This is a genomic window from Gordonia sp. w5E2, from assembly GCF_036540975.1.
Lineage (GTDB): Bacteria > Actinomycetota > Actinomycetes > Mycobacteriales > Mycobacteriaceae > Gordonia > Gordonia jacobaea.
Window position 1 is genome coordinate 316,398 of record NZ_CP144213.1, and the last position, 21,486, is coordinate 337,883.

General features: G+C 64.5%; 17 protein-coding genes. 9 read left to right on the forward strand and 8 right to left on the reverse strand.

Translation table 11 applies throughout. The annotated features are described in order from the left end of the window. Positions 1 to 669, forward strand: coding sequence for a hypothetical protein (locus tag RND64_RS01325; RefSeq protein WP_049700208.1), 669 nt, complete (start codon positions 1 to 3; stop codon positions 667 to 669). A gap of 86 nt (positions 670 to 755) precedes the next feature. Continuing rightward, positions 756 to 2,015: a lipase family protein gene (locus RND64_RS01330; protein ID WP_414651963.1), complete on the forward strand. Its 1,260-nt coding sequence runs from the start codon at positions 756 to 758 to the stop codon at positions 2,013 to 2,015. A gap of 30 nt (positions 2,016 to 2,045) precedes the next feature. On the opposite strand, the gene RND64_RS01335 is transcribed toward RND64_RS01330, so the two are convergent. Together RND64_RS01335 and RND64_RS01340 are read right to left on the reverse strand one after the other, a co-directional pair. Next, entirely contained in the window at positions 2,046 to 3,293 is a 1,248-nt protein-coding gene (locus tag RND64_RS01335; RefSeq protein ID WP_270485005.1) for an arginine deiminase, read from the reverse strand. After that, a complete protein-coding gene (locus RND64_RS01340) occupies positions 3,290 to 4,840 on the reverse strand; it encodes a basic amino acid/polyamine antiporter (RefSeq protein WP_270485004.1) in 1,551 nt (516 codons plus the stop codon). The genes RND64_RS01335 and RND64_RS01340 overlap by 4 nt, the downstream gene beginning before the upstream one ends. Positions 4,841 to 5,049: 209 nt before the next feature. Between RND64_RS01340 and RND64_RS01345 the strand changes: the two genes are divergently transcribed. The 3 genes from RND64_RS01345 (at position 5,050) to RND64_RS01355 (ending at position 9,234) form a co-directional block, all read left to right on the forward strand. Beyond that, positions 5,050 to 6,219, forward strand: coding sequence for a Na/Pi symporter (locus RND64_RS01345; protein WP_270485002.1), 1,170 nt, complete (start codon positions 5,050 to 5,052; stop codon positions 6,217 to 6,219). Positions 6,220 to 6,329: 110 nt separating this feature from the next. Further along, the gene (locus RND64_RS01350; protein ID WP_270485000.1) at positions 6,330 to 8,588 is read left to right on the forward strand and encodes a hypothetical protein; all 2,259 of its coding nucleotides are present in this window, start codon (positions 6,330 to 6,332) and stop codon (positions 8,586 to 8,588) included. A gap of 1 nt (position 8,589) precedes the next feature. Further along, positions 8,590 to 9,234, forward strand: a complete 645-nt coding sequence (locus tag RND64_RS01355; RefSeq protein ID WP_270484997.1) for a response regulator transcription factor — start codon at positions 8,590 to 8,592, stop codon at positions 9,232 to 9,234. Here the strand turns inward: RND64_RS01355 and nhaC are convergent. From nhaC to RND64_RS01375, 4 genes are all read right to left on the reverse strand, one after another. After that, on the reverse strand, positions 9,226 to 10,743 hold the full coding sequence (gene nhaC, locus RND64_RS01360) for a Na+/H+ antiporter NhaC (RefSeq protein ID WP_331436396.1): 1,518 nt from the start codon (positions 10,741 to 10,743) through the stop codon (positions 9,226 to 9,228). The two genes, RND64_RS01355 and nhaC, sit on opposite strands and share 9 nt — an antisense overlap. Positions 10,744 to 10,919: 176 nt before the next feature. Continuing rightward, complete coding sequence (locus RND64_RS01365) at positions 10,920 to 12,293, reverse strand: lipase family protein (RefSeq protein WP_331436645.1); 1,374 nt, start codon at positions 12,291 to 12,293, stop codon at positions 10,920 to 10,922. Positions 12,294 to 12,489: 196 nt separating this feature from the next. Next, positions 12,490 to 13,113 (reverse strand): TetR/AcrR family transcriptional regulator, encoded by a 624-nt coding sequence (locus RND64_RS01370; protein WP_331436397.1) that lies wholly within the window; start codon positions 13,111 to 13,113, stop codon positions 12,490 to 12,492. A gap of 25 nt (positions 13,114 to 13,138) precedes the next feature. Then, complete coding sequence (locus tag RND64_RS01375) at positions 13,139 to 14,782, reverse strand: Rieske 2Fe-2S domain-containing protein (protein ID WP_331436398.1); 1,644 nt, start codon at positions 14,780 to 14,782, stop codon at positions 13,139 to 13,141. 209 nt (positions 14,783 to 14,991) lie between these two features. On the opposite strand from RND64_RS01375, the gene RND64_RS01380 reads away from it, so the two are divergent. The 3 genes from RND64_RS01380 to RND64_RS01390 are packed head-to-tail and all read left to right on the forward strand — an operon-like array spanning position 14,992 to position 17,489. After that, on the forward strand, positions 14,992 to 15,759 hold the full coding sequence (locus tag RND64_RS01380) for a lysophospholipid acyltransferase family protein (RefSeq protein WP_331436399.1): 768 nt from the start codon (positions 14,992 to 14,994) through the stop codon (positions 15,757 to 15,759). Between the two features lie 55 nt (positions 15,760 to 15,814). Continuing rightward, entirely contained in the window at positions 15,815 to 16,621 is an 807-nt protein-coding gene (locus tag RND64_RS01385) for a lysophospholipid acyltransferase family protein (protein WP_331436400.1), read from the forward strand. Beyond that, positions 16,611 to 17,489, forward strand: a complete 879-nt coding sequence (locus RND64_RS01390; RefSeq protein ID WP_331436401.1) for an HAD family hydrolase — start codon at positions 16,611 to 16,613, stop codon at positions 17,487 to 17,489. Before RND64_RS01385 ends, RND64_RS01390 begins: the two co-directional genes overlap by 11 nt. Before the next feature lie 24 nt (positions 17,490 to 17,513). Here RND64_RS01390 and RND64_RS01395 read toward each other — a convergent pair whose 3' ends face one another. Both RND64_RS01395 and RND64_RS01400 read right to left on the reverse strand, forming a co-directional pair. Next, entirely contained in the window at positions 17,514 to 18,686 is a 1,173-nt protein-coding gene (locus RND64_RS01395; RefSeq protein ID WP_331436402.1) for an acyl-CoA dehydrogenase family protein, read from the reverse strand. Between the two features lie 78 nt (positions 18,687 to 18,764). Continuing rightward, a complete protein-coding gene (locus tag RND64_RS01400; RefSeq protein WP_005206242.1) occupies positions 18,765 to 19,352 on the reverse strand; it encodes a peroxidase-related enzyme in 588 nt (195 codons plus the stop codon). A gap of 454 nt (positions 19,353 to 19,806) precedes the next feature. On the opposite strand from RND64_RS01400, the gene RND64_RS01405 reads away from it, so the two are divergent. Continuing rightward, positions 19,807 to 21,381, forward strand: a complete 1,575-nt coding sequence (locus RND64_RS01405; RefSeq protein ID WP_270484978.1) for a SpoIID/LytB domain-containing protein — start codon at positions 19,807 to 19,809, stop codon at positions 21,379 to 21,381. The last annotated feature ends 105 nt before the right edge of the window (positions 21,382 to 21,486 follow it).

Sequence of the window (21,486 nt, forward strand, 5' to 3'; positions counted from 1 at the left end):
GTGAACGCTCATAACCGCAAGACACGCGACGCCATCCTCGGACATCCCGCTCCGCGCGACATCGAGTGGACGCAGTTCATCAACATGTGGGAGGACGTCGCGGACGAGGTCGAGCAGGAGCACGGCGACCGTCTGTCGGTATCGCTCAACGGGCATCGCGAAGTCTTTCACCGCCCGCACGACGGGCGCGTGTCGATCGAGGACATCGAGCTCGCTCGCCACCTGCTGGCTGCCAAGCCTGAGGACCAGGGTGAGGGAGATCTGGCCGTGGTCACCGTCGACGCCAAGGGAGCGCGGATTCTGTCCTACGACCTCGACGAGGTGAAGGTCACCGACGCCGCGGAACAGGTGCGCGACAAGCAGTCCGTCGCGCGTCACCTGCGGACCGTCGAACGCGCAACCGGCCGCGACGACGAGAAGGAGCTCGACGCCTTCTTCAAGGAATTGTCCGGATCGATCAAGCTCGATCTGAAAGACCGCTCGTTCGTTCTCCTCGGGCACGGGAAGGGCAAGGCCGACGTCGCGGAGCAGTTCTCGAAGTGGTTGGCAGAACACGACAAGTCCGTCTATGACCGCATTCTGGGCGTAGCTGCGATCGACCTGTCCGCTGCGACCGACGCCGATATCGAGCAACGCGCAATCGAAGTGACCCGCGGGGGCGTCGTTTGATCGTCGTCTTGGTGGATCGTGCTGCGCGGATGGTGGCGCTGTTCTAGTTTGAGCGGGTGCGCAGAGTAGATGTAAGGCGACGGTCGGTGTTGGTACGAGCGGTCGTCGTCGCGCTTGTGTTGTCATTGTCGCTGCTGGGGTACTCGGGGTATTCGGCGGGTTCGGCGTCGGCGGCACCCCCGTCGACCGGGCAGGCCGTGAGTTCCGCTGCGGCGCCAACGGTTACGCCTGCGAACGACCCGTTCTATACCCCGAGCGAGCCGATCGGTGGGCTGCGGCCCGGCGCGGTGATCTCGTCGCGTGTGGTGACGCTCGGCACGAACGGCACGAGCCTGCCCGCGACGGGCACGCAACTGCTGTACCGGACCAACGACGCCTTCGGGGCGCCGTCGTCGACGGTCACCACGATCATCTCGCCGCCGGGCAGCAGGCCCGGGACGCCGCGACGCATGATCTCGTATCACGAGTTCTACGACGCGCTCGGCAGCCAGTGCGATCCGTCGTACACGTTGCGCGGTGGCAAGTCGTCGTCGAGTGCGGTCGATGTCACGACGATCGCGTCGATGGTCTCGGCCGGCTACACGGTGGTGGTTCCCGACTACGAGGGTCCCAACATGCGGTGGACCATCGGAAAGGAGTCGGCGCACGCCGCGCTCGACGGAATCCGTGCGGCACAACGGTTTCTGCGCGCCCCGGCCTCGACGCCGGTCGGCCTCTACGGATACTCGGGCGGGTCCATCCCGACAGGATTCGGTGCCGAGTTGGCGCCGTCGTATGCCCCTGAGTTGAACCTGGTCGGTGCGACGGCGGGTGGTGTGCTGGTCAACCCCGCAAACAACCTCGCCTATGTCAACGGGACCACGCGGTGGTCGGCGGTGATCCCCGCGCTCATGAGCGTCTACGACGAGACCTACGGCATCGGCATCGAGAAGTACCTGTCGCCCAAGGGTGTTCAGGTGCTCGGCGACATCCGCGGTGAGTGCATCAACAACTTTCTCGGCAAGTACCCCAACCTGACCGATTCGTCGTTGCTGCTCCCGCAGTACCCGTCGCTCCTCGACGTTCCGGGTATCCCCGCGGCGATCAAGGCGAACGTGATGGGTTCTCTCGGCACACCCCGAACGCCCATGATGCTCGGCGTCGGCGACAAGGACGGTCGGGGTGACGGCGTGATGCTCACCGCCGATGTGGTGGGGCTGAGCAGAAGCTACTGTGCGCGTGGACTTTCCACGTCGATCCATGTGTACAAGGGCCTCGACCATGCCGAGGCGCTCGCACCGTGGACCGGTGATGCGTTCGCGTACCTCAACGACAGGTTCGCCGGTCGGCCGGCGCCACGCTGCTGACAAGCGATAGTCGCGCGGCGCCGTTCGGTGTTACGCGGGGAGTCCGTCGCGGATGAGTGGACACGTCATGCAGTGACCGCCGCCGCGCCCGCGACCGAGTTCGGCGCCGACGATGGTGATGACCTCGACCCCCTGCTTGCGCAGCAGTCCGTTGGTATAGGTGTTGCGGTCGTAGGCGAACACGACACCGGGCTCGACGGCTACGAGGTTGTTACCGCTGTCCCACTGCTGTCGCTCGGAATCGTATGCGCTGCCCCCCGCCTCGACCACGCGGAGTTCGTTGAGGCCGAGTGCCTTGCGGACAACCGTGAGGAAGTGGTCCGACTCGGCGATGACCTCGACGCCTGGTGCGGTGTCGGACGGAACGAGCGTGAAGGGACGGATCGCGTCGACGATCTGCGGATAGACCGACACGAGGTCCCGATCGGCAAAGGTGAACACGGTGTCGAGGTGCATGGCCGACCGCAGTTTCGGCATGCTCGCGACCACGACCTTGCTCGCAGCACCGCGCGCGAAAAGTTCGACGGCGACCTGCGTGACCGCCTGCCGCGACGTACGCTCACTCATCCCGATGAGGACCACCCCGTCGCCGGGTATCAGTACGTCGCCCCCCTCGATAGTTGCAGAGCCCCAGTTGATTTCGGGGTCGCCCCACCAGACCTGGGCGCCGACGAAGTCGGGATGGAATTCGTAGATCGCCTTCATGAGCAGCGTCTCGTCGTGACGTGCAGGCCAAAAGAGTGGATTGAGGGTGACACCGCCGTAGATCCAACAGGTGGTGTCGCGGGTGTAAAGCGTGTTGGGCAGCGGAGGCATCAGGTATTCGCCGCGGCCGTTGGCCTCGTCGACGAGGGCTACGTAACTCGGCCTCAACTCGACGGGTAGGTCGACGGTGGAGAGTCCGCCGATGAGGAATCTGGTCAGTTCGCGGGAGTCGCATTCATCGAGGAACTGGCGAGTTGCGCCGATCAGACCGAGCCCGGTCTCGTTGGCGACGATCTTGCGGTCGAGTAGCCAGGTGCGTGCTTCGGGGATGTCCATCGTCTCCGTCAACACGTTGTGCAACTCGACGACGTCGACGCCACGGTCACGCATCTTGGTGACGAAATCGAAGTGGTCGCGCTTGGCGTTCTGTACCCAGAGCACGTCGTCGAAGAGCAGATCGTCGGCGTTGGACGGTGTCAGTCGCTCATGCGCGAGCCCCGGTGCGCACACCAGCACCTTGCGCAGCGTGCCGACTTCGGAATGGACCCCGTAGAGAGATGCTGGTGTGGTCATGGTGTGCCTTTCGTGTTGTCGGGATGATGGTGCGCGGTGGGGTCATCGACGTAGTAGGAGTGCCGTTCATGTTCGGGATGCTCGAAGATGTCTTCCGAACCTGTTGCGAGGTAGACGATTCCGCCGATTGCACCCACGAGGAACACACCGAACAGTACGGCTTCGGCAGGCCGGAAGATGGGCAGTCGTTGCTCACGCCTGGCAACGACGTAGAGGATCGTGCCGAGCGCGTAGAGGATGCACGACAGCAACAGTTTGTCCCAGCCCGCGGCCCAGACCAGGAAGACCGTGTAGATCACCGCCACGGCGGCGATCGCCATATCGACCGAGCGACGACTCGTGCCGGTATCCGAGGGGCCGTAGGTCTCACGTGTCAGCGTCAGTTTCAGCATGTACGCGGCCGCGAGAAGGTAGGGGAGGAGCGCCAGCGCGGCGGTGAGGTCGAGCATGAAGTCGAGGCCGTCGTCGACGAAGAGGATCACGATGAGGAGGATCTGCACCAGTCCGGTCGCGAACGCGAGTGCCGGTACCGGGGCGCCGGCCTTGTTCTCGCGGCTGAGGAATCGGGGCATGTCGTTGCTGCGCGCCGGAATGTACAGAACCTCGGCGGCCATCAGTGTCCAGGCGAGATAAGCGCCGAGTACCGAGAGAATGACGCCGATGCGAATGAAGACCGAACCCCACTCGCCGACAAGGGATTCCAACACCGAGGCCATGGACGGTTGATCGATGTTGGCCAGCTCGCCCTGCGGCATCGCGCCATAGGAGACGAGGGTCACCAGCGCGAACACGCCGAGCACGCCGATGAAGCCGAAAACTGTTGCCCGCCCGACATCTTCACGCTTCTTGGCGAATCGGGAGTACATGCTCGCACCCTCGATGCCGAGAAACACGAAGACCGTGATGAGCATCGTTCCCTTGACCTGCTCCCAGAGCGACCCGACCTCGATACCGTTGCCGCCCCAGAAGTTGTCGCTGAAATAGCCAGCATCCAGCATCACCAGGGCCAGCACGATGAAGACGAGGATCGGGACGATCTTGGCGACCGTTGCGATGCGGTTGATGATGGCGGCCTGTTTGACCCCGCGACTGATCATCCAGAAGAAGAGCCACAGTCCGAGTGACGACAACACCACTGCGAGCACGGTCGAACCGTCACCGAGTGCGGGAAACAGTGCGCTCGTCGTCGCCATGATGAGCACCCAGTACGACGTGTTTCCCGCGCAGGCCGACGCCCAGAAACCGAACGCGGAGTTGAAACCCACGTAGTCGCCGAATCCGGCCTTGGCGTAGGCGAAGATGCCGGCGTCGAGCGTCGGTTTGCGCACCGCGAGTCGCTGGAACACGAAGGCGAGCATCAGCATTCCGGTTCCTGCGATAGCCCACGCAATGATGGCCCCGAGCACTCCGGTCTCGGTTCCGAATCGCCTGGGAAGCAAGAAGACTCCCGATCCGACCATCGATCCGACCACCATCGCGGTCAGCGTTGGGAGGTTGACCTTCTGGTCGGAGTTGTTGGCGGTTGTGGCAGGTTCGGCAGTCGCCATGTGCGCGCTCCTGAGGGTCGGGTGGCTGCGGGTCAATAGTGCAACGCGGTCATGTCGTCGGCCCTCGAATTCGTGTCAGCACTTCGGGGGTCACGGAGGCCGCGTCCGGACGATTTCCGCAGGTCGCAGCCGTGTGCGGGTATGGCGTTAGCCATTCGTGCACGAGATGTTCACCACGCGTGAATCGGCCTTGTCTCTACCGTGGCGCCATGGACGTGATTCCAAATCCCAAGCGCGAGGCCGCTTCTCGACGATCAGTGCTCCGGACCACCGGTCTGTGGCTCGCAGTCGTGATTGCGCTGTTGCTTCTCATCAGCGCTGTGAGTGTCATCGGGCGCGGCTTCCGCATGCTGGGCGATGAACGCGCCCATCAGCTTTTCGCCTTTGCCGGCAATCCCTTTGTGGGACTAGCCGTTGGTGTGCTTGCCACCGTCATCATCCAGTCGTCGACGACAGTCACCGCGATCGTCGTCACCGCAGTGGGTACGGGTGCGTTGACAGTGAACGAGTCGGTGCCCATCGTCATGGGGTCGAACGTCGGTACCACGGTTACCTGTACCTTTGTCGCGCTCGGTTTCGTCGGTTCGCGTGAGGAGTTCCGCCGTGCCCTGATGGCGTCGACGATTCACGACTTCTTCAACATGCTGGCGCTGCTGATCTTCTTTCCGCTGGAACTGATCTTTCACCCGCTGGCGCGTATCTCGGGCTGGCTCACCGATCTGCTGTACGGCAGCAGTCTCCCTGATCCGTCGAATATGAATGTCATTCGTTGGCTGACGCGTCCCGTGGTGACTCTCGTCGTCGACGTCGTGGGCGGGATCGGTTCTCAATACCTGGGCGCAATTCTCGTTGTCCTGGTCGGCATCGCGATGATCTTTTTCGCCATCAGGCTGCTCTCCACGCTCCTCAAGGATCTGATGGTCGGACGCGCTCGGAGCGCACTGATGGTCGCCGTCGACCGAGGTCCGATTCGAGCGATGCTGACCGGCTTCGGCGTCACCGTGATGACTCAGTCCTCGACAGTCACGAATACGATTCTCGTACCCTTTGTCGGTACCGGTGCAATCACACCGAAGCAGGTGTACCCGGTAACGCTCGGCGCGAACCTGGGCACCACTCTGACCGCTCTACTCGCGGCTTTCGCGGTCACCGGAGCGAATGCGAAGACCGGATTGCAGACCGCATTGGTTCATGTTGTGTACAACGTCGCGGCTGTGGCGGTGATCTTCGGAGTCCCGTTCCTTCGATGGATTCCGCTCCGGTGTGCGGAATGGCTCGCGGATCGTTCCGTTGACAGCAAGAGGTTCCTGGCGACCTATCTGATATCGGTGTTCATCGTCCTGCCGCTGTCGGTGATCGCGCTCAGCATCATCTTCTGAGCTCGGTCGGTTTCCGCAGGGACTTTTGTCCCCTATTCGACTGTCTGCGCAGCGGGACGCCGTGCACTCTGGGAGTATCCCGACAGACGCTCGTGCGCGGAGGTGGGTAGATGTCGGATTCGATGCTCTCGCTGCGTGTCCGACAGTCTGATCGGCACATCGAACCGTTGTGGCACTGGCGTTCACCGGTGCACCGTGGGCCCGATACCTCCGAGTTGTATTCGACGGGAGTGATCCGGGTATTGCGTTCGGCAGCACTCATGTGGTCGGGCGTTATGTCGGTGGCACAGTTCTTCGTCTTCGAAAATTTCGCGGATTCTTTTCAGCACGCAACTGCTATTCGTGTCCTGTTCGTCGTACACGCGTGCTGTTGGCTGGCGACCGTTGCCTTGCGGTCATCGGCGTGGGCTCCCGTGGCCACGTGGGCGTTGGTGTGTGTCGCGCTCGCGGTGTCTGCAGACAGCGCGAGCATCGGTGCGCTGCGGCTCGTATTGAACGTATGCCTGTGCGTCGGAATCGTCGCCGCGCTGTTGGGGACGCCGCGAACCGCACTGGTGGGCGCCGGGGTTCTCTCCGGAGTGACGGGCCTCGCCATCGGCGTTGGTAGCGCCGCACACCCCTATGCGTTCACCTCGTATTACGCACTGGTCATCCCCGTCTACACCCTGTGCTCGACCGCCGCCGTCGCGTTGCTCACGTCGGGTTGGCGTGACATCGCCGAGCTGACCGACAATCACCGGTCGTCTCGTGAACGTACCGAGTGCACGGTGGTCCGAGGCATCGCCGTGGCAGAACTCGCCAGCCATCAGTCCCGCGTTCTGCACGACACCGTGGTGAACACGCTCGGCGCCGTGGCGAACGGAGCGATCGTCAGCGGTTGCGATGCCATACGCGCGCGATGTGCCGCCGACGTCCGCGCGATCGATGCCTTGGAGCGATTCCGTATCCCTGGTGCACCGACGATCTCCGACCTTGTCGACTACGCGGAAACCCTCGACATCGACCTTGTGGTGCACGGGCACGCTGAACTCGACGCACTGGTGGCGCGGCAACCGCAGTGGCGAAGGCAAGAGATCATCGGTGTCATAGGTGAGTCGATCATCAACGCCGCCAAGCACTCCGGAGCAGACCGAGTGGGCATCTCGGTCGCCGAGTCCGACAATCGAATCGTCATCAGCGACGAGGGTGTGGGTATCGACGACACCGCGACCCTCGTCCGCGCACTGAGTCTGCGCGCTCGCGACGCGATGGTGCTCGTCGATGTCGAATCAGCCCCGGGTGAGGGAACCAGGGTGAGGCTCACGGTGCCCCCGTTGCAGAGCGTCGACGGTCGAAACATCCTTGCCGACTCGATATCCGGGATAGCTGTGCGGCTGGTGCCGATCCTGCTCGTCGAGTTCTTCGCCGTCGCACTGCTGGCAACCACGTTTCGCACGGGGTGGTCGACTCGTGCGGTCGCGCCCGCACTCGCTGCCTGGCTGATCGTCGCCGCGGTGCTGATCACGCTCACCAGCGCAGGCCGGCGCGGCGGACGATTGCCCGCGAGGGTTGTCGCAGTGGGCTACGTCGGGATGCTGGCCGCCGGAACAGTCGCGGCAGTGAGTCCGCTCATCAGTGGGGCGCCGTCTGCCAATGGAGGACTTGCACCGTCGAACATGGCGTGGTTGGGCGACGCGGCAGCGGGAATCTGCATCTGCTTCATCCTCATCGACGGTCGTCGCGCAGTGGTGTTGCCGCTGTTGATGATCGGGGCGACGGCAATGCTGACCACGATGCTGTTCTCCGCGAATGCCACATCGTCGGCGGTCGTCACGCTGTTCGCCGACGCATTGCTGATCGCGGTCTTTGCCGTTGTTCGGAGTCGCACAGCGGCACTTGCCATCGAGATAGAAGACCAACACCGCAGTGAACTGTTTCGGCGCGAGGAGTTGGAACGACGCACCGCGGAAATGAACTTTCATGCGGTGCAGGGGTATTCGATGTTGAAGCCGGCACGGGCCCTGCTCACCGAACTGGTCCGGAGCCCGCAGCGTATGGACGATCCCGACGTGCGCGCGGCCGCCGCCGTCGAGGAAAGCTGCCTACGAGCGTTGATCGCGACTCCGGTCGGACAGCAGAGCCGCTGGCTCGGTGTCATCGAGGCGGCACGGACCGCGCAGGTGTTGCTCACCCTGCACTTCTTCGGTGGTGAGGCGCTATCGAGTGGTGATGTCACCGACGATGTCGTCTGTGCCGTCATCGACTGCATCGGAGACGCGCGAAGCGGTGAGCGAGTGACCGTCGGGGTCTTCAACGAGGACTCGCCTGTCCGGGTGACTGTCGTCGCAGACACATTGAGCGACGGCATCGTCGAATTCAGAGGAGCGTGAGATGGCACGGCTGGCGATTGTCGACGACCACACACTCGTGCGTGAAGCGGTAGCCGCTCGACTATCGGGGTGGGGGCACGACGTGGTGCTCAGCACCACTGACCTGAACCAAGCGGCCGCTCGCGACGACGTCGACGTCATGGTGCTCGATCTCGATCTGGGTGCGGCGGGAATCGCCGACGACGAGGTGGTCGCGTCGGTCGTGAGCCGCGGGGTGGCGGTGATCGTGTTGTCGGCGTTGGCCAGTGCACGACATGTGCGACGCATGGTCGGTGCCGGGTGTTCGGCTGTGGTGTCCAAGCAGGACGAACTGGACAGCCTTCACTCTGCTGTCGACGCCGCCCTCACAGGAGAGATCTGGATGACACCCACGCTGGCTCGAGCTGTGCTGTCCGATCGTGACGCCGGGCGACCGGACTTGTCTCCCAAGGAAATCGAAGCGCTGCGGCTGTACGCATGCGGGATGAAGCTCGACAGTGTGGCACGTCGGATGGGCATCGCTTCGAGTACCGCCAAGCAGTACATCGACCGTGTGCGCCAGAAGTACGAGGCACAGGGGCACCGGGCGCGTACCAGACACGAATTGTATTGCGCTGCAGTCGATGATGGCTTCTTGGTGCGAGACGGGCGGGATATCTCAGGCTGAGGCCTCGAGCGCTTGCGCTTCGTCGGTGGAGAGGGTTCGGATTTTGAATCCCGTGAAGCCGTAGATCACGCTGAGGATGGGACTCGCATAGCAGAAGACGGCAAACGGAAGATAAGAGAGCGTCGCGACGCCGAGGACAGCGCCCATGAACGCGCCGCAGGAGTTCCACGGAACGAGGGGCGAGGTGACGGTGGCGCTGTCTGCACACAACCGCGAAAGATTCTCTGGCGCAATACGTCTCTGTATGAACACTGTCCGATAGATACGACTCGGCAGGACCAGTGCGATGTACTGGTCACCCGCGACCACGTTGAGGCCGAAGCAGGTGGCGAACACCGTCAGATACAGCCGGCCGCGCGTGCGTGCCGCTGCGATCATCGGATCGATGATCCGATTGATGAGGCCGAACTTCTCGAGTAGAGCACCGAAGGTGACTGCGCCGATGATCAGCCAGATGGTGAGCAACATGCTGTCCATGCCACCGCGCGACACCAGCCGATCGATGTCGGCGACGCCTGTGTTGGCCTCGAAGCCGTTGGCCATCGCCTTCCACCCGGCCTGGATCGCGCCCACCACCGGATTCGTCGAGCCGTCGAAACCTGCGACGAATGCAGTCAATGCGTCGTGTTGGGTGAACGGGGCCATGATCGCTGCCACGAGCGATGCCGTGATGAGCGCGAGGTAGGGAGGCCATTTGCGGATGGACAGCACGATCAGCAACAGCAGAGGAATCAGGGTGACCGGGTTGATCCAGAACACACCGTTGAGACCGGCCAGTTCGACGTCCTCCCCGGGAGTGGGCGTCAAGGCAGGCCCTGCCACGCCGAGGATGGCGAAGACGACGCAGCCGATAAAGAATGCGGGCAGCGACGTCCACGCTTGGCCGTTGATATGCGTGAACAGATCGACCTTGACCATCTGTGCTGTGAGCACGGTCGTTTCGGACAGCGGCGAGAGTTTGTCGCCGAGATAGGCACCCGAGATGACTGCTCCCGCGCAGATCGCCGTGGACACACCGAGGAGCCCGGCGATGCCGACGAGTCCGACTCCGATCGTGCCCACGGTGGTCCACGAACTGCCGATCGACATGGCGATGATGCCGCAGACGAGCGCCGCCGCAACGTAGAAGTAGCCCGGTGAGAGAACCTGAATTCCGTAATACACGAGTGTCGGAATGGTGCCCGATAGGTTCCAGGTGCCGATCAACGCGCCGACAGCGAGCAGGATGAACAGTGCCGACGTGATCGACGAGAGCGCTCCCCGGCTGGCTTCCTCCACGTCATCCCACCGGTACCCGTTCTTGAACAGGATCAGGGTGACGATCGCGCAACACAGTATGAGTGCGACCTGGAGCGGGCCGTCGAGCGCGTCGAGTCCGAAGAGCGCGAGCGACCCGGCGATCAGCACGGCCAGCGCGATGATGGGAATCAGTGCATCGGCGAGGCTCGGCGGGCGTGGATCGGGCCGCGAGTCAGCCGAATCAACGCGGTCGTCGTGCTTTTCGGTCATCGCGTCCCCGTCCGTTGGCGTGGTGGACATATGACGTTCACCAAAGTGAATGTCACGCCAATTGTCGCGCGGAGAGGCGTCGGGCATCATGCGTCCAGGGCACATTGCGTGACCACAATTCGGGGGACAACCGCGCCGCCTGTTCTCGTGCAGCCGGGTGTGTCAGGTGTTGGCGATCAGGGGTGCACCGGGTCTCGACCGAGTTGCTGCCCCACGAGCGCCGCGAGGTTGTTGCCGACGAGGTTGACGAAAGCGGGCCAGGTGTCGGGGTTGAGTGCCATCGTTCCCTGGTCGCTCGTAGAACATCCACGTCGAACGGGCTTGCCGTCCAGGCGATCTGCCATCCAGACGAGTGCGGGAGCGAAGCCTTCGACGGCCAGCGTGATGTGCTCGCTGAAGTGGTCGCGCGTGTACTGGATGTCGGCTCCCGGCGTTGCGCAGTAGGTCTTCACGAGGGTGTTGACCGGACCAACCGGGGCGATCCAGTCGGGATTCGATTGGTAGATGAACATCGGGAAGGTCGGAGTGTTGCGCCCCATCTTCAACTCGTTCAGCACTTTTCGTGGTGTCGGGTAGTCCAGTGGGTCACCGGGGACGTCGATCAGTCCCTTGATGTTGAGGAACGGGGCGAGCGCCGCCTGGTAGGAGAGGCACAGGGGATTCTTGCCCGCGATGAGCGCCTTGCCCAGCGGGTTGGCATGTGCGCGTAGGAAAGCCGCGAGCTCTGGGTACTCGCGGCTGACACCGATCACCCCGGCGAGGATGAGGCCGGATGCCGCGTTGTTGTTGGCGAGGTCGACGAGCGCGCGGATGTTCGCGGGCACGCCACCTTCGGCTGCCCCGACGATCGGCAGCTCGGGAGCATAGGACTCGTGAAGCTCCGACGCCCAGCCGGTCGCGATGGCACCACCGGAGTAGCCCATCAGACCAACGCGCAGGTCGCGCTTGAGTCCCAGCGGCGTGAAGTTCCGAGCGCCCCGAATCGCATCAAGGGTGATGCGCCCGGCGAGAGGGCCTGCGGCGAAAGCGGAATCGGGTCCCTGATGGTCGGGGATCACCACCGAGTAGCCGGCCGCGACAAGCGACGTGATCTGGAGCAGTTCAAAGGTGGAATCGACCGAGCCGGTCAGGGTTCCCGGAATCGAGGCCTGCTGCAATGCATACGACGGCGCGCAGTACTGCGCCGTCGAATCCTCGGCCGACTGCCACGAGACGAGCTTGGACGGACCGGGTTTCGCACCGCCTCGAGGTTTCAGCACGGTGGCGACGGAGGCGATCGGCTCGCCGCGAGTGTTGGTCGAGCGGAAGGAGTACTGCCAACTGTCGACGTTCAACGGAAAGATCGAGAGCGCGGCCAAGTTGACCCGTCGAGCCGCGATGAGCTCACCGGGCCGCTTGGTGGCCACGATCTGCGCGGGTGGCGAGTAGAAACCCTTGTCGAACTCGGGGATGGCCGGCGGAACCGGGAAGGGGAGCGCCGGCGCGACCGGCACCGCCGACGCCTGCCCTGCGCCGGAGGTCAACGCTCCCGCAATCAATCCGAGCGCCATCAGTGCCGCAACCCCGACCGCCCACACACGCCTGACTGCGTGACCTGTTCCCCGACTCACCTGCATGACTCCTCGCTGCCAATGAGTGAGACACCAACGTCTCACTGTGGGGAGAAGCTACTCCAGTGTGGTGTGGCACACAAGATCGGCGCGGAGTTGGCCAGATCTCGACAGGCTGGTCGGATCCTCAGAGGGGTCAGATTTCAGCGAACGCCAGGAGGACGTCGGCGAGAAGTTCGACGACGTCGTCGATCGACTCGGGATCGGGGGAGAGGCTCCAGCGGTGCACGATCGCGGTGAGCGCGCCGACGAAGGCGATTCCGAGCTGATCAGTGCGTGAGTCGGTAGGCCTTCCCGCGAAGGCCGACATCGCGGCCACGAAGTACGACACCCACTCGTCGCGGCCGTCGAGTCTGTGCTGTTCGACACGCGGACTGACTCCGACGATCTGTGCGAACGACACCTCGGCACGCCGGGGGTCGGTGCCCACAGAGCGCATGTAGGCGCGCATCGCAGCGGTAGCCAATACGTGCGTGTCACGAGAAGTGCTCTCCGACAACGCGGTTGCGACGGCATCTCGGGCGGCACCCTGGATCTCGTCGTAGAGCGCGACGAGGAGTTCTTCGCGGTCGGAGAACAGCTCGTAGAACTGTCGACGCGACAGACCCGCTTCTCGGCAGATCGACGTCACCGACGACTTGGCGTAGCCGGCGGAGGCGAATTCGCCCAGTGCCGCGTCGAAAAAGCGTCGACGCCTCTCCGCCAGCCGGTCGGCGACGGGACGTCCGGCGTACGTGCGCTGGCCCGGTTCCGTTGTCACAGTTGGGTTGTCACGCTCAGGACTGTCACGGCGCGTCAATGTGCTTGGAGCGCAACTCATGTCCCTTCGACGTCAGGCAGCGCCCCGACGGAAGGTCCCACTGCCAGCCGTGCAGATTGCAGGTGAGCTTCTCGCCTTCGATCACACCGAACTTGGAGAGGTCGGCCTTGAGGTGCGGGCAGCGGCGCTGAATCTCCCAGCCGTCCTTGACGATCGACGCCGAGTCGTCGTGGGCTTCGGAGAACCAGCCGTCGGCGTAGGCGATTCGCTCGTCGGTGAGGCATTTGAAGAAGGTGTAGAGGTACTCGTTGTAGCCGCCGATGCGCCACGTGGTGAACCGCGTCGACAAGAAGATGGTGTTGACCCAGTCGGGCTCTTGATCGCGCAGCACCGTGCGCACCAGTTCGGGGGCGATGCGAAAACCGTAGCGGTACTTGCCTTCTCCCTCTTTCGGTTCGCGCACGATGCGGTTGGGGAAGTCGAGGACGACGGTCTGCGCCTGCGGGTGGTCGGCGCCGTCCTTGCTACGGAAGTCCGGGGTGATGACCAGGCCGACCGGGTAGCCGATGCCGTCGCAGATCAGGTCCGACTGCACCATGATCGGCTCGAACAACTCGCGGAGAGGTTCGAGGAGCGACTCGCCGTCGTCGACTGCCCAGGTTTCCTTCTGCGCGGCGATGACCGGTGCGAACTTCTCCTTCATCTGCTCGAGGTACGCCTGCTTGTTCTCGCCGAACACGTCGTGCGGGGCGTACGGGTGGCTGACCTCGTCGAGCGTCGAACCGGTGAAGCGGGCCGTCGATCCCGACACCATCATCAGGCCGCGGTGATGCTCGCCGTCGTCGGTGCCGTGGATGACCATCTGCTCGAGGAAGGTCTCCTGGTCGGGGAAGATCGACGTCACGTCGCCCGGCCGTGCGTTCTGGGATGGATCGTCGATCCCGGAGCCGAAGTCGTTCAGCTCGAACAGGTCGTCGTCGAGGAACATCGGTGGGCCTGCTGTCGGGATGACCCACGTCGCCCCGACCTGCTCGATGTAGGAGCGGGCGCGGTCCATGCCGCGCTGACGCTTCTGCGCGGCGAAGTTGGCCTTGGAGCGCTTCGGGATGTCGTAGACCATCGGGTACCAGATGGCGCCCGAGTACTGCAGCATGTGGACGTCGACGTGGCCGAACTGCTCGGCGATGACGTCGAGGTCGATCGGTCGGGCGTCGTTCATGTTGAACGCGGTGGTCTCGCCGTCGGAGACGACGAGGCCGGAGTCGCCGATCGGGCCGTCGGCGGGTGCGCGCAACGCGATGATCATGATGTCGAGGTCGCCCTTGGGGCCGCTGACCGTGGTCTTGACCGAGTCGGTCGTCTCGACGAACTTGGTGAACCCGAGCTTCTCGAGCTCGCGCTTGAGGTCGGGGACCGGGTAGTCGGGGAGCAGGACCGTCGCGTCCTTGCTGACGTTCTCACGCAGGTTGCGCTCGTCGAAATGGTCGAGGTGCAGGTGCGAGACGTAGAGGTAGTCGCACTGGCCGAGCGCTTTCCAGTCGAGTTCGGAGTTGTCGGGGAACGGCACCCACGACGCGAAGTACGTCGGGTTGGTCCAGGGATCGCAGAGGATCGAGCCTGCGTTGGTCTGGAGGTGGAAACCGGCGTGTCCGATGCTGGTGATCTGCACGTGGGGCCTTTCGTGTTCGCGCGGGGGGCTGAAGTTCGACGGGTCGCGCGGTGGAGCTCTCGACCATCCAATCTATCGACTGCGTGCAACTCGCGTCATGGGGCTTCGGTACCGTTCTCGATCGCTGTGACAGGGCGCACTTCCTCGTATGTGCCCGCGGGTGTAGATGAGTCACGCTCAGGTGTTGCGGCACTGGCTAAGCTCGACACATGGAACCCGTGTACGCCTCTGTGATCACAACCGCGCGACTGTTGTGGCTGGCCGAAGGCCTGAAGTTCGAGATCTCCGGCGTCGAGAACGTCCCCAAGAGCGGGCCGGGCGTGGTCGCGCTCAATCACACGGGCTACATGGACTTCACCTACGCGGGCATCCCGGCGTATCTCCAGGGCAAGCGGTACGTGCGGTTCATGGCGAAGAAAGAGGTCTTCGACAACAAGGTCTCGGGGCCGATCATGCGGGCGCTCAAGCACATCCCGGTCGACCGGGCCAATGGCGCCGACAGCTATCACCAGGCAGTCGAGTACCTCAAGCAGGGCGAGCTGGTCGGGGTGTATCCGGAGGCGACGATCAGCCGGAGTTTCGAGCTCAAGGACTTCAAGAACGGTGCCGCACGCATGGCGCTCGAGTCCGGGGCGCCGCTGCTCCCGACGGTGATCTGGGGGGCGCAGCGCGTCTGGACCAAGGGATACCCCAAGCAACTCGGCCGCACGGGCTACAAGATCATGGTCGGCGTGGCCGAGCCGATCGAGCCCGTCGGCGACCCCGACACCTTGACCGCGCAGTTGCACAAGTCGATGAGCGAGAAGCTGCTCGAACTGCAGGACGCCTACGGTGAGCACCCCAGGGGCGAGTTCTGGGTGCCCGCGCGACTGGGAGGTTCGGCGCCGACGCTGGAGGAAGCCAACCGCCTGGACGCCGAGGAGAAGGCTGCCCGGGACGCGCGCAGGGCGGCGCGTGACGAGTCGTCGCCGGAGTAGGTACCCAGAGTGGTTGCCCTCAGGTGGGCGGCGGGCTGCCCGATAGGCTGGACGGGTGAGTTCTGAGTCGAGAGGTGACAACGGCGACTCGTCGCGTCGGGAGCCGGTCTTCCGTGTTCTCGAACTGATCGCCACCGGAATCGTCCGCGGCCAGAAGATGGATCTCCGATTCGACGGTCTCGACAACATCCCCGCCGACGGCGGTGCCGTCCTGGTGATCAACCACACGAGCTACGTCGACTTCCTGCCCGCAGCGTACGGCGTGTACCAGGCGGGGCGTCGAACGCGTTTCATGATCAAGTCCGAGATGATGGATATCGCCATCATGCGGTTCTTGATCACCCGCACCCGCTCCGTGCCCGTTGATCGATCGCAAGGTGTCGAGGCCTTTCGGGGCGCGGTCTCGTCGCTGCGAGAGGGTCGGATCGTCGCGGTGTATCCGGAGGCGACGATCAGTCGCAGCTTTGAACTCAAGGACTTCAAGACCGGTGCGGTGCGCATGGCCGCAGAGGCAGGGGTGCCGTTGATTCCGACCATCGTCTGGGGAGCGCAGCGACAGTGGACCAAGGGCGGCCCACGTGACATGGGGCGCAGTCGGATTCCGGTGCGCGTGCGCTACGGCAGTCCGATAATGGTTGCGCCCGAGAGTAATTCGGAGCAGGAGACATCGCGGTTACGGGATGTGATGCATGAGCAGCTCCTGCGTGTTCAGGATGACTACGGGTCGCATCCGGAGGGCGAGTTCTGGGTGCCCCACCGACTCGGGGGTTCGGCGCCCACACCCGAGGAGGCTGCGGTCATCGAGAAGGACGAAGCCGAGCGCAAGGCTGCTGCCCGCGAGCGAAAGGCCAATGGTGAGTGACGCATCCGCAGCGTCGACCGGCGAGAGCACAGTCGGATTCGACGGCCCGCCGACACTGATTGCCAGCGACGTCGACGGCACCCTGATCGACGACCAGAACACGGTGTCGCCCTTCACGATCGGCGTGCTCGGAGCAGCGTGTGATGCCGGCACCGAGTTCGTCCTGGCAACGGGCAGGCCGCCTCGTTGGATCGCCGAGATCACCGACCAATTCCCGGGTTCCGCGGTCAACGTGCGATATGCGGTGTGCGCCAACGGTGCGATCATCTACGACGTCGCGAACGACAAGATCGTGTATTCGGCTCTGCTGCAAACCGATCGGCTCGCGGTGCTCCGCGAGGTGATCGCGCGGTGTCTTCCCGACGCCGGGGTTGCAGGCGAACGGGTCGGCTCGTCGGAATTCGACGCTGCGACACCGCCGTTCGTGGCGACCGCGGGTTATCGACACGCGTGGCTCAACCCCGACCACATCGAGGTAGGCGACGACGAGGTCTACTCGGAGCCGGTGGTCAAACTTCTTGTGCGACAGCCCGATCTGGCCAGTGGTGAGATGGCGCGGCGACTTCTGCCGGAGGTCGACGGCATCGCGCAGGTCACTTTCTCCACCGACAACGGACTGATCGAGCTCTCGGTGCCCGACACGCACAAGGCGTCGGGTCTCGACAAACTGATCGACCTCGCAGGGCTTTCCGGCGAGCGCACCGTGGCGTTCGGTGACATGCCGAACGACGTCGAGATGCTCACCTGGGCCGGGCACGGAGTCGCGATGGGACACGCGCATCCGGCTGCGATCGCCGCCGCCGACGAAGTGACGGTCGGCAACAACGAGGACGGCGTCGCGCGGGTGCTCGCGCGGTGGTTCGGGTAGAACCACCGCGCAAGCTAAGGGGTTTCAGACAAGCCCGAGCGCGAAGGCCCCGACGAAGGCGCGCACCGCGTCGGAGTTCGGTGGGTGGAAGCTGCCCGCGCGTACGTCGCGGTAGAGCCGCTCCAACTCGTTACGACGATGCAGCGCACCGGCTCCCGCGATCTCGAGCGCAAGGTCGGTGACCTGTCGGGCGACCCGGGTGCTGTTCTCCTTTGCGGCGAACAGGCGCAGGAGGGCGCGGTCGCCGAGATCCTCACCGGCGGTGAGCGACTTGGTGAGATCGTCCAGTGCGCCGGTCACGGCTTCGAGTGCCAGTTCGGCCTCCGCGACGTGATACTGCGTGAATGGCTTGTGGGCGACGGTCTCGCCGTCGAGGCTGAGCGCGCTGCGCGACGTCGCCGACGCGATCGCGAGATCGAGTGCACGGCGGGCGATTCCGACGTAGATGTTGCCGAGCGCTGGTAGCACCCACGGGAAGATACCCGCGACGTATCCGGTGGGTTGCTCGCCGAGTTCGACGACGCCGACGGTGCGTTCGTGCGGAACGAAGACGTTGTCGAGCAGGGTGTCGTGGCTTGCTGTTGCCCGCACGCTCAGGGTGTCCCAGGTCTCGACGGTGGTGACGCCTTCTTCTCCGCGAGGAATGAAGGTGTGCACGATCTTTGGGTGCTCGGGATCGGAGTTGTCGCGGGCGTGCACGCCGAGCCAATCCCACGCCGGTGACAGCGAGGTGAAGATCTTTCGGCCGGTGATGCGGTAACCGCCCTCGACCGGAGTCGCGATGGTCGTCGAATCGTCGATGACGAGGTCGTTGCCGGGTTCGCCGTGTCCGGCGGCGATCACCTTGCCCGCCGCGACCTCGTCGGCGAGCCAGGAGACATCTGAATTGCCCTGTGCGAGTTGATCGGTGATCGGGCCGACCCAGTACAGGTGCATGTTGATCCCGAGCGCGGTGGCAGGTGCGAACGTGGCCAGGCGACGCTGCTCGGCGTTGAGCTGGTGCAGCGTCAGGCCGAGGCCGCCGCGTTCGACCGGCAGCGTTGCGCGCAGGTAGCCGAGTTCGGAGAGGTCGGCGAGGTCGTCGGCGAAGAAGGTGTTGTCGCGATCATGGGCGACGGCGCGCTCGCGGAAGCGTTCGAGGGTGTCCTCCGGGATCACCCATCCGGTGGTGGTCGGTTGAATTGCTGTCTCTGTCATGGCGATTCCCTTTATGGAGTTGCGGCGGTGGAGTTTTGGCTGTGAGTTTTCCGCTGTGGCGATGCTGGGCGGTGGGTGTCAGTCGAAGAACTGGTCGTCGGGGCGTACCTGGAGTGCGATGCTGAACCGGTTCGCTGCGGCGAAGGCTGCGACCACCTGGATCGCCTCGTAGATCGCGGCGTCGTCGAGTCCGAGGTCGCGCAGCGCGTCGAGGTCGTCGTCGGAGACCTCGCCCGGGCGGACCGAGAGTGTGGCCGCGAAGTCGGCGAGCGTGCGCTGGCGGGCGGTGAGTTCACGGACCTCGCGGTAGTCGACGGCGATTCGGGTGCCGAGCTTCTTGTCGCCGAGTGCATCGCCGAGGCTCACGGCGTGATTGAGACGGCAATAGGAGCAACCGTTTTCGGCTGAACTGACTGTGGCGATCAGTTCGCGGTCGGCGTAGGGGAGCAGGCCGGCGTTGGGGTCGAGCAGTCCGAGGATGTACTCGTTGAAGCGCGCGGCGTGTGCGCCACCGAGCGCGAACGCGCGCACCCAGTTGGGGATGTAGCCCAATTGACGCTCGATGGAACGGATCTGGCGTTGGAGGTCGTCGGGCAGGTCGTCGATCTCGGGCACCGTGAGGCGCGAGATCTGGGTCTCGGGAGCGGCGTCGAGCGTGTTTGTCATGAGGTGTCCCCTGAAGGTGGAAGTCGGTGTGGTTGCGATGTCGGTGAATCGTCGATCTGCGTGATGGCGTGCGGCAGACGGGCCGCGGTGGTGCGTCGAACGATAGGAAGCGTCGTGAGCGACCGACAGGTTAAGAACTGCGACGATCCGAAATGTGGGCATGCCCAGTCGGCTTTACGAAGCGCCCAGTCGACGCGAGGAGGCGCCCAGTCGGCCGGCGGAACGCCCGCTCGGCTTTACGGAGCGCCCAGTCGGCTGTATGGAGCGCCCACTGGGCGTGGATGCGCGCGTGGTCGGGGCGAGGGGGCCGTCCAACTCGTGACGCGGTTGTTATGCCCTGAGGTTGGTATTTGGAAGAAGAATCACTATGGTCACATACGTCCCATTAGTCACATCTGTAACAGACCTCGATGGGGAGAGTCTGACCAACTGCGCGCTGGAGGTGCGGACAGCCGTGAAACTCCGACTGTCGAATCCGTTCGTCTCCCGGGCGCGTCCGGGGAGTCGACGTCGTCGAACATCGTCTGCGGTCGTCTGTGCCGTTGCCCCTGCGCTGCTGGTGGGAGGGGTCATCGCGGGCGACGGCTTCTCTGCGCGATCCGACATCGGTCTCGTGGCCGACCCCGGGGTGGTCCTGATCGGACACGGGCACGGTCACGGCCGCGGCATGGGCCAGTGGGGTGCGTTCGGGTACGCCAAGAAGGGCTGGTCGTCGTCGAAGATCCTGCAGCACTTCTACGGCGGGACGACGCTGAGCAAGGCCGACCGGCCTGACATCACCGTCGGACTGAGCAAGCAGTCCGCGGTCAACGTCCGCGCTGATGCAGGTGCGCGTGTGGGCAGTATGCAGGTGCAGCCCGGGCAGGCTGTCAGCCTCTCGGGTGGAACCGCGACCATCACCAACGGCTGTGGCGGCGGCGCGGTGCAATCGGTGCCCGCGACCTTCGTCGATCCGATCAACCCGGCGACCAATCGCCCCGGTGCCGAGCTGCTGAAGTTCTGCGGATCGAATGCGGCGTATCGGGGTTCGCTCGGGTTCGACGGCGGACGCGTGGTCAACAAGCTGAACCTCGACGACTACGTCAAGGGTGTGATCGCCAAGGAGAGCATTCCGAGCTGGGGCGACTCGGGCGGCATGGAAGCGCTCAAGGCGCAGGCCGTCGTCGCGCGGAGCTACGCGCTCTCGGCCATCGCGGGCGGCAAGAAGATCGACGACACGCAGAACTCCCAGATGTACGGCGGAGTCGCGGGTGAGGACCCGCGGACGAATCGTGCGGCCGACGCGACCGCGGGACAGATCCTGCGGCAGAACGGCCAGCCCGCGTTCACGGAGTTCTCCGCGTCGACCGGTGGTTACACCGCGGGTGGACGTTTCCCGGCCGTCGTCGACGAGGGTGATTCGATTGCGCCGGAACACAATTGGACCGCCACCGTGAGTGGCGCGAGCATCGCGTCTGCTTTCGGGGTCGGTGCGCTGCGCAGTTTCGAGGTGATCGAGGCCAACGGACTCGGGCCAGAGAACGGACGCGCCTTGCGGGTCCGGGTATCCGGCTCGGGCGGCACCGTCGAAGCGACCGGCGAAGACGTCCGAACCAAGCTGCAGCTCAAATCGTCGTGGTTCTCGGTGAAGGGCCAGACGAGCAAGCCGAAGATCGTGACACCGCCGACGGGGCCGGGCGCCGGCGCCGGACTGGGTTCCGCCGACCTCGGCTCGCTGATCCCCGACTCGCTGTCCGGGCTGGCCGACAACCTCGTGCCGGGGTCGTCGAAGCTCCTGGGCATCGCGACCGACGCCATCAACGGCAAGCTCGGCGATCTCGGTGGCGTCACCGGACCGCTCGGCCAGGCGGTCGGCGTCCCGACGCTCACACCCGACGGCGCAGGGGTCACGCAGCTCTTCCAGAAGGGCATGATGTTCTTCAGCCAGCCGACCGGCGCCCACGCGCTCGCGGGCAAGGGGCTGGCCGACTTCCAGCAGCGCGGCGGCGTCCCGGTGCTCGGCTTCCCGCGCGCCGACCGGCTGCGCTGACCGGGGTTCGACGGCGGCTCGATCGGTGTGGGCACTCGATCCGTATGACAGCCCGATCCGTATGACAATCCGGGCCGACTTCCGGGGCAAACGTCATACGGATCG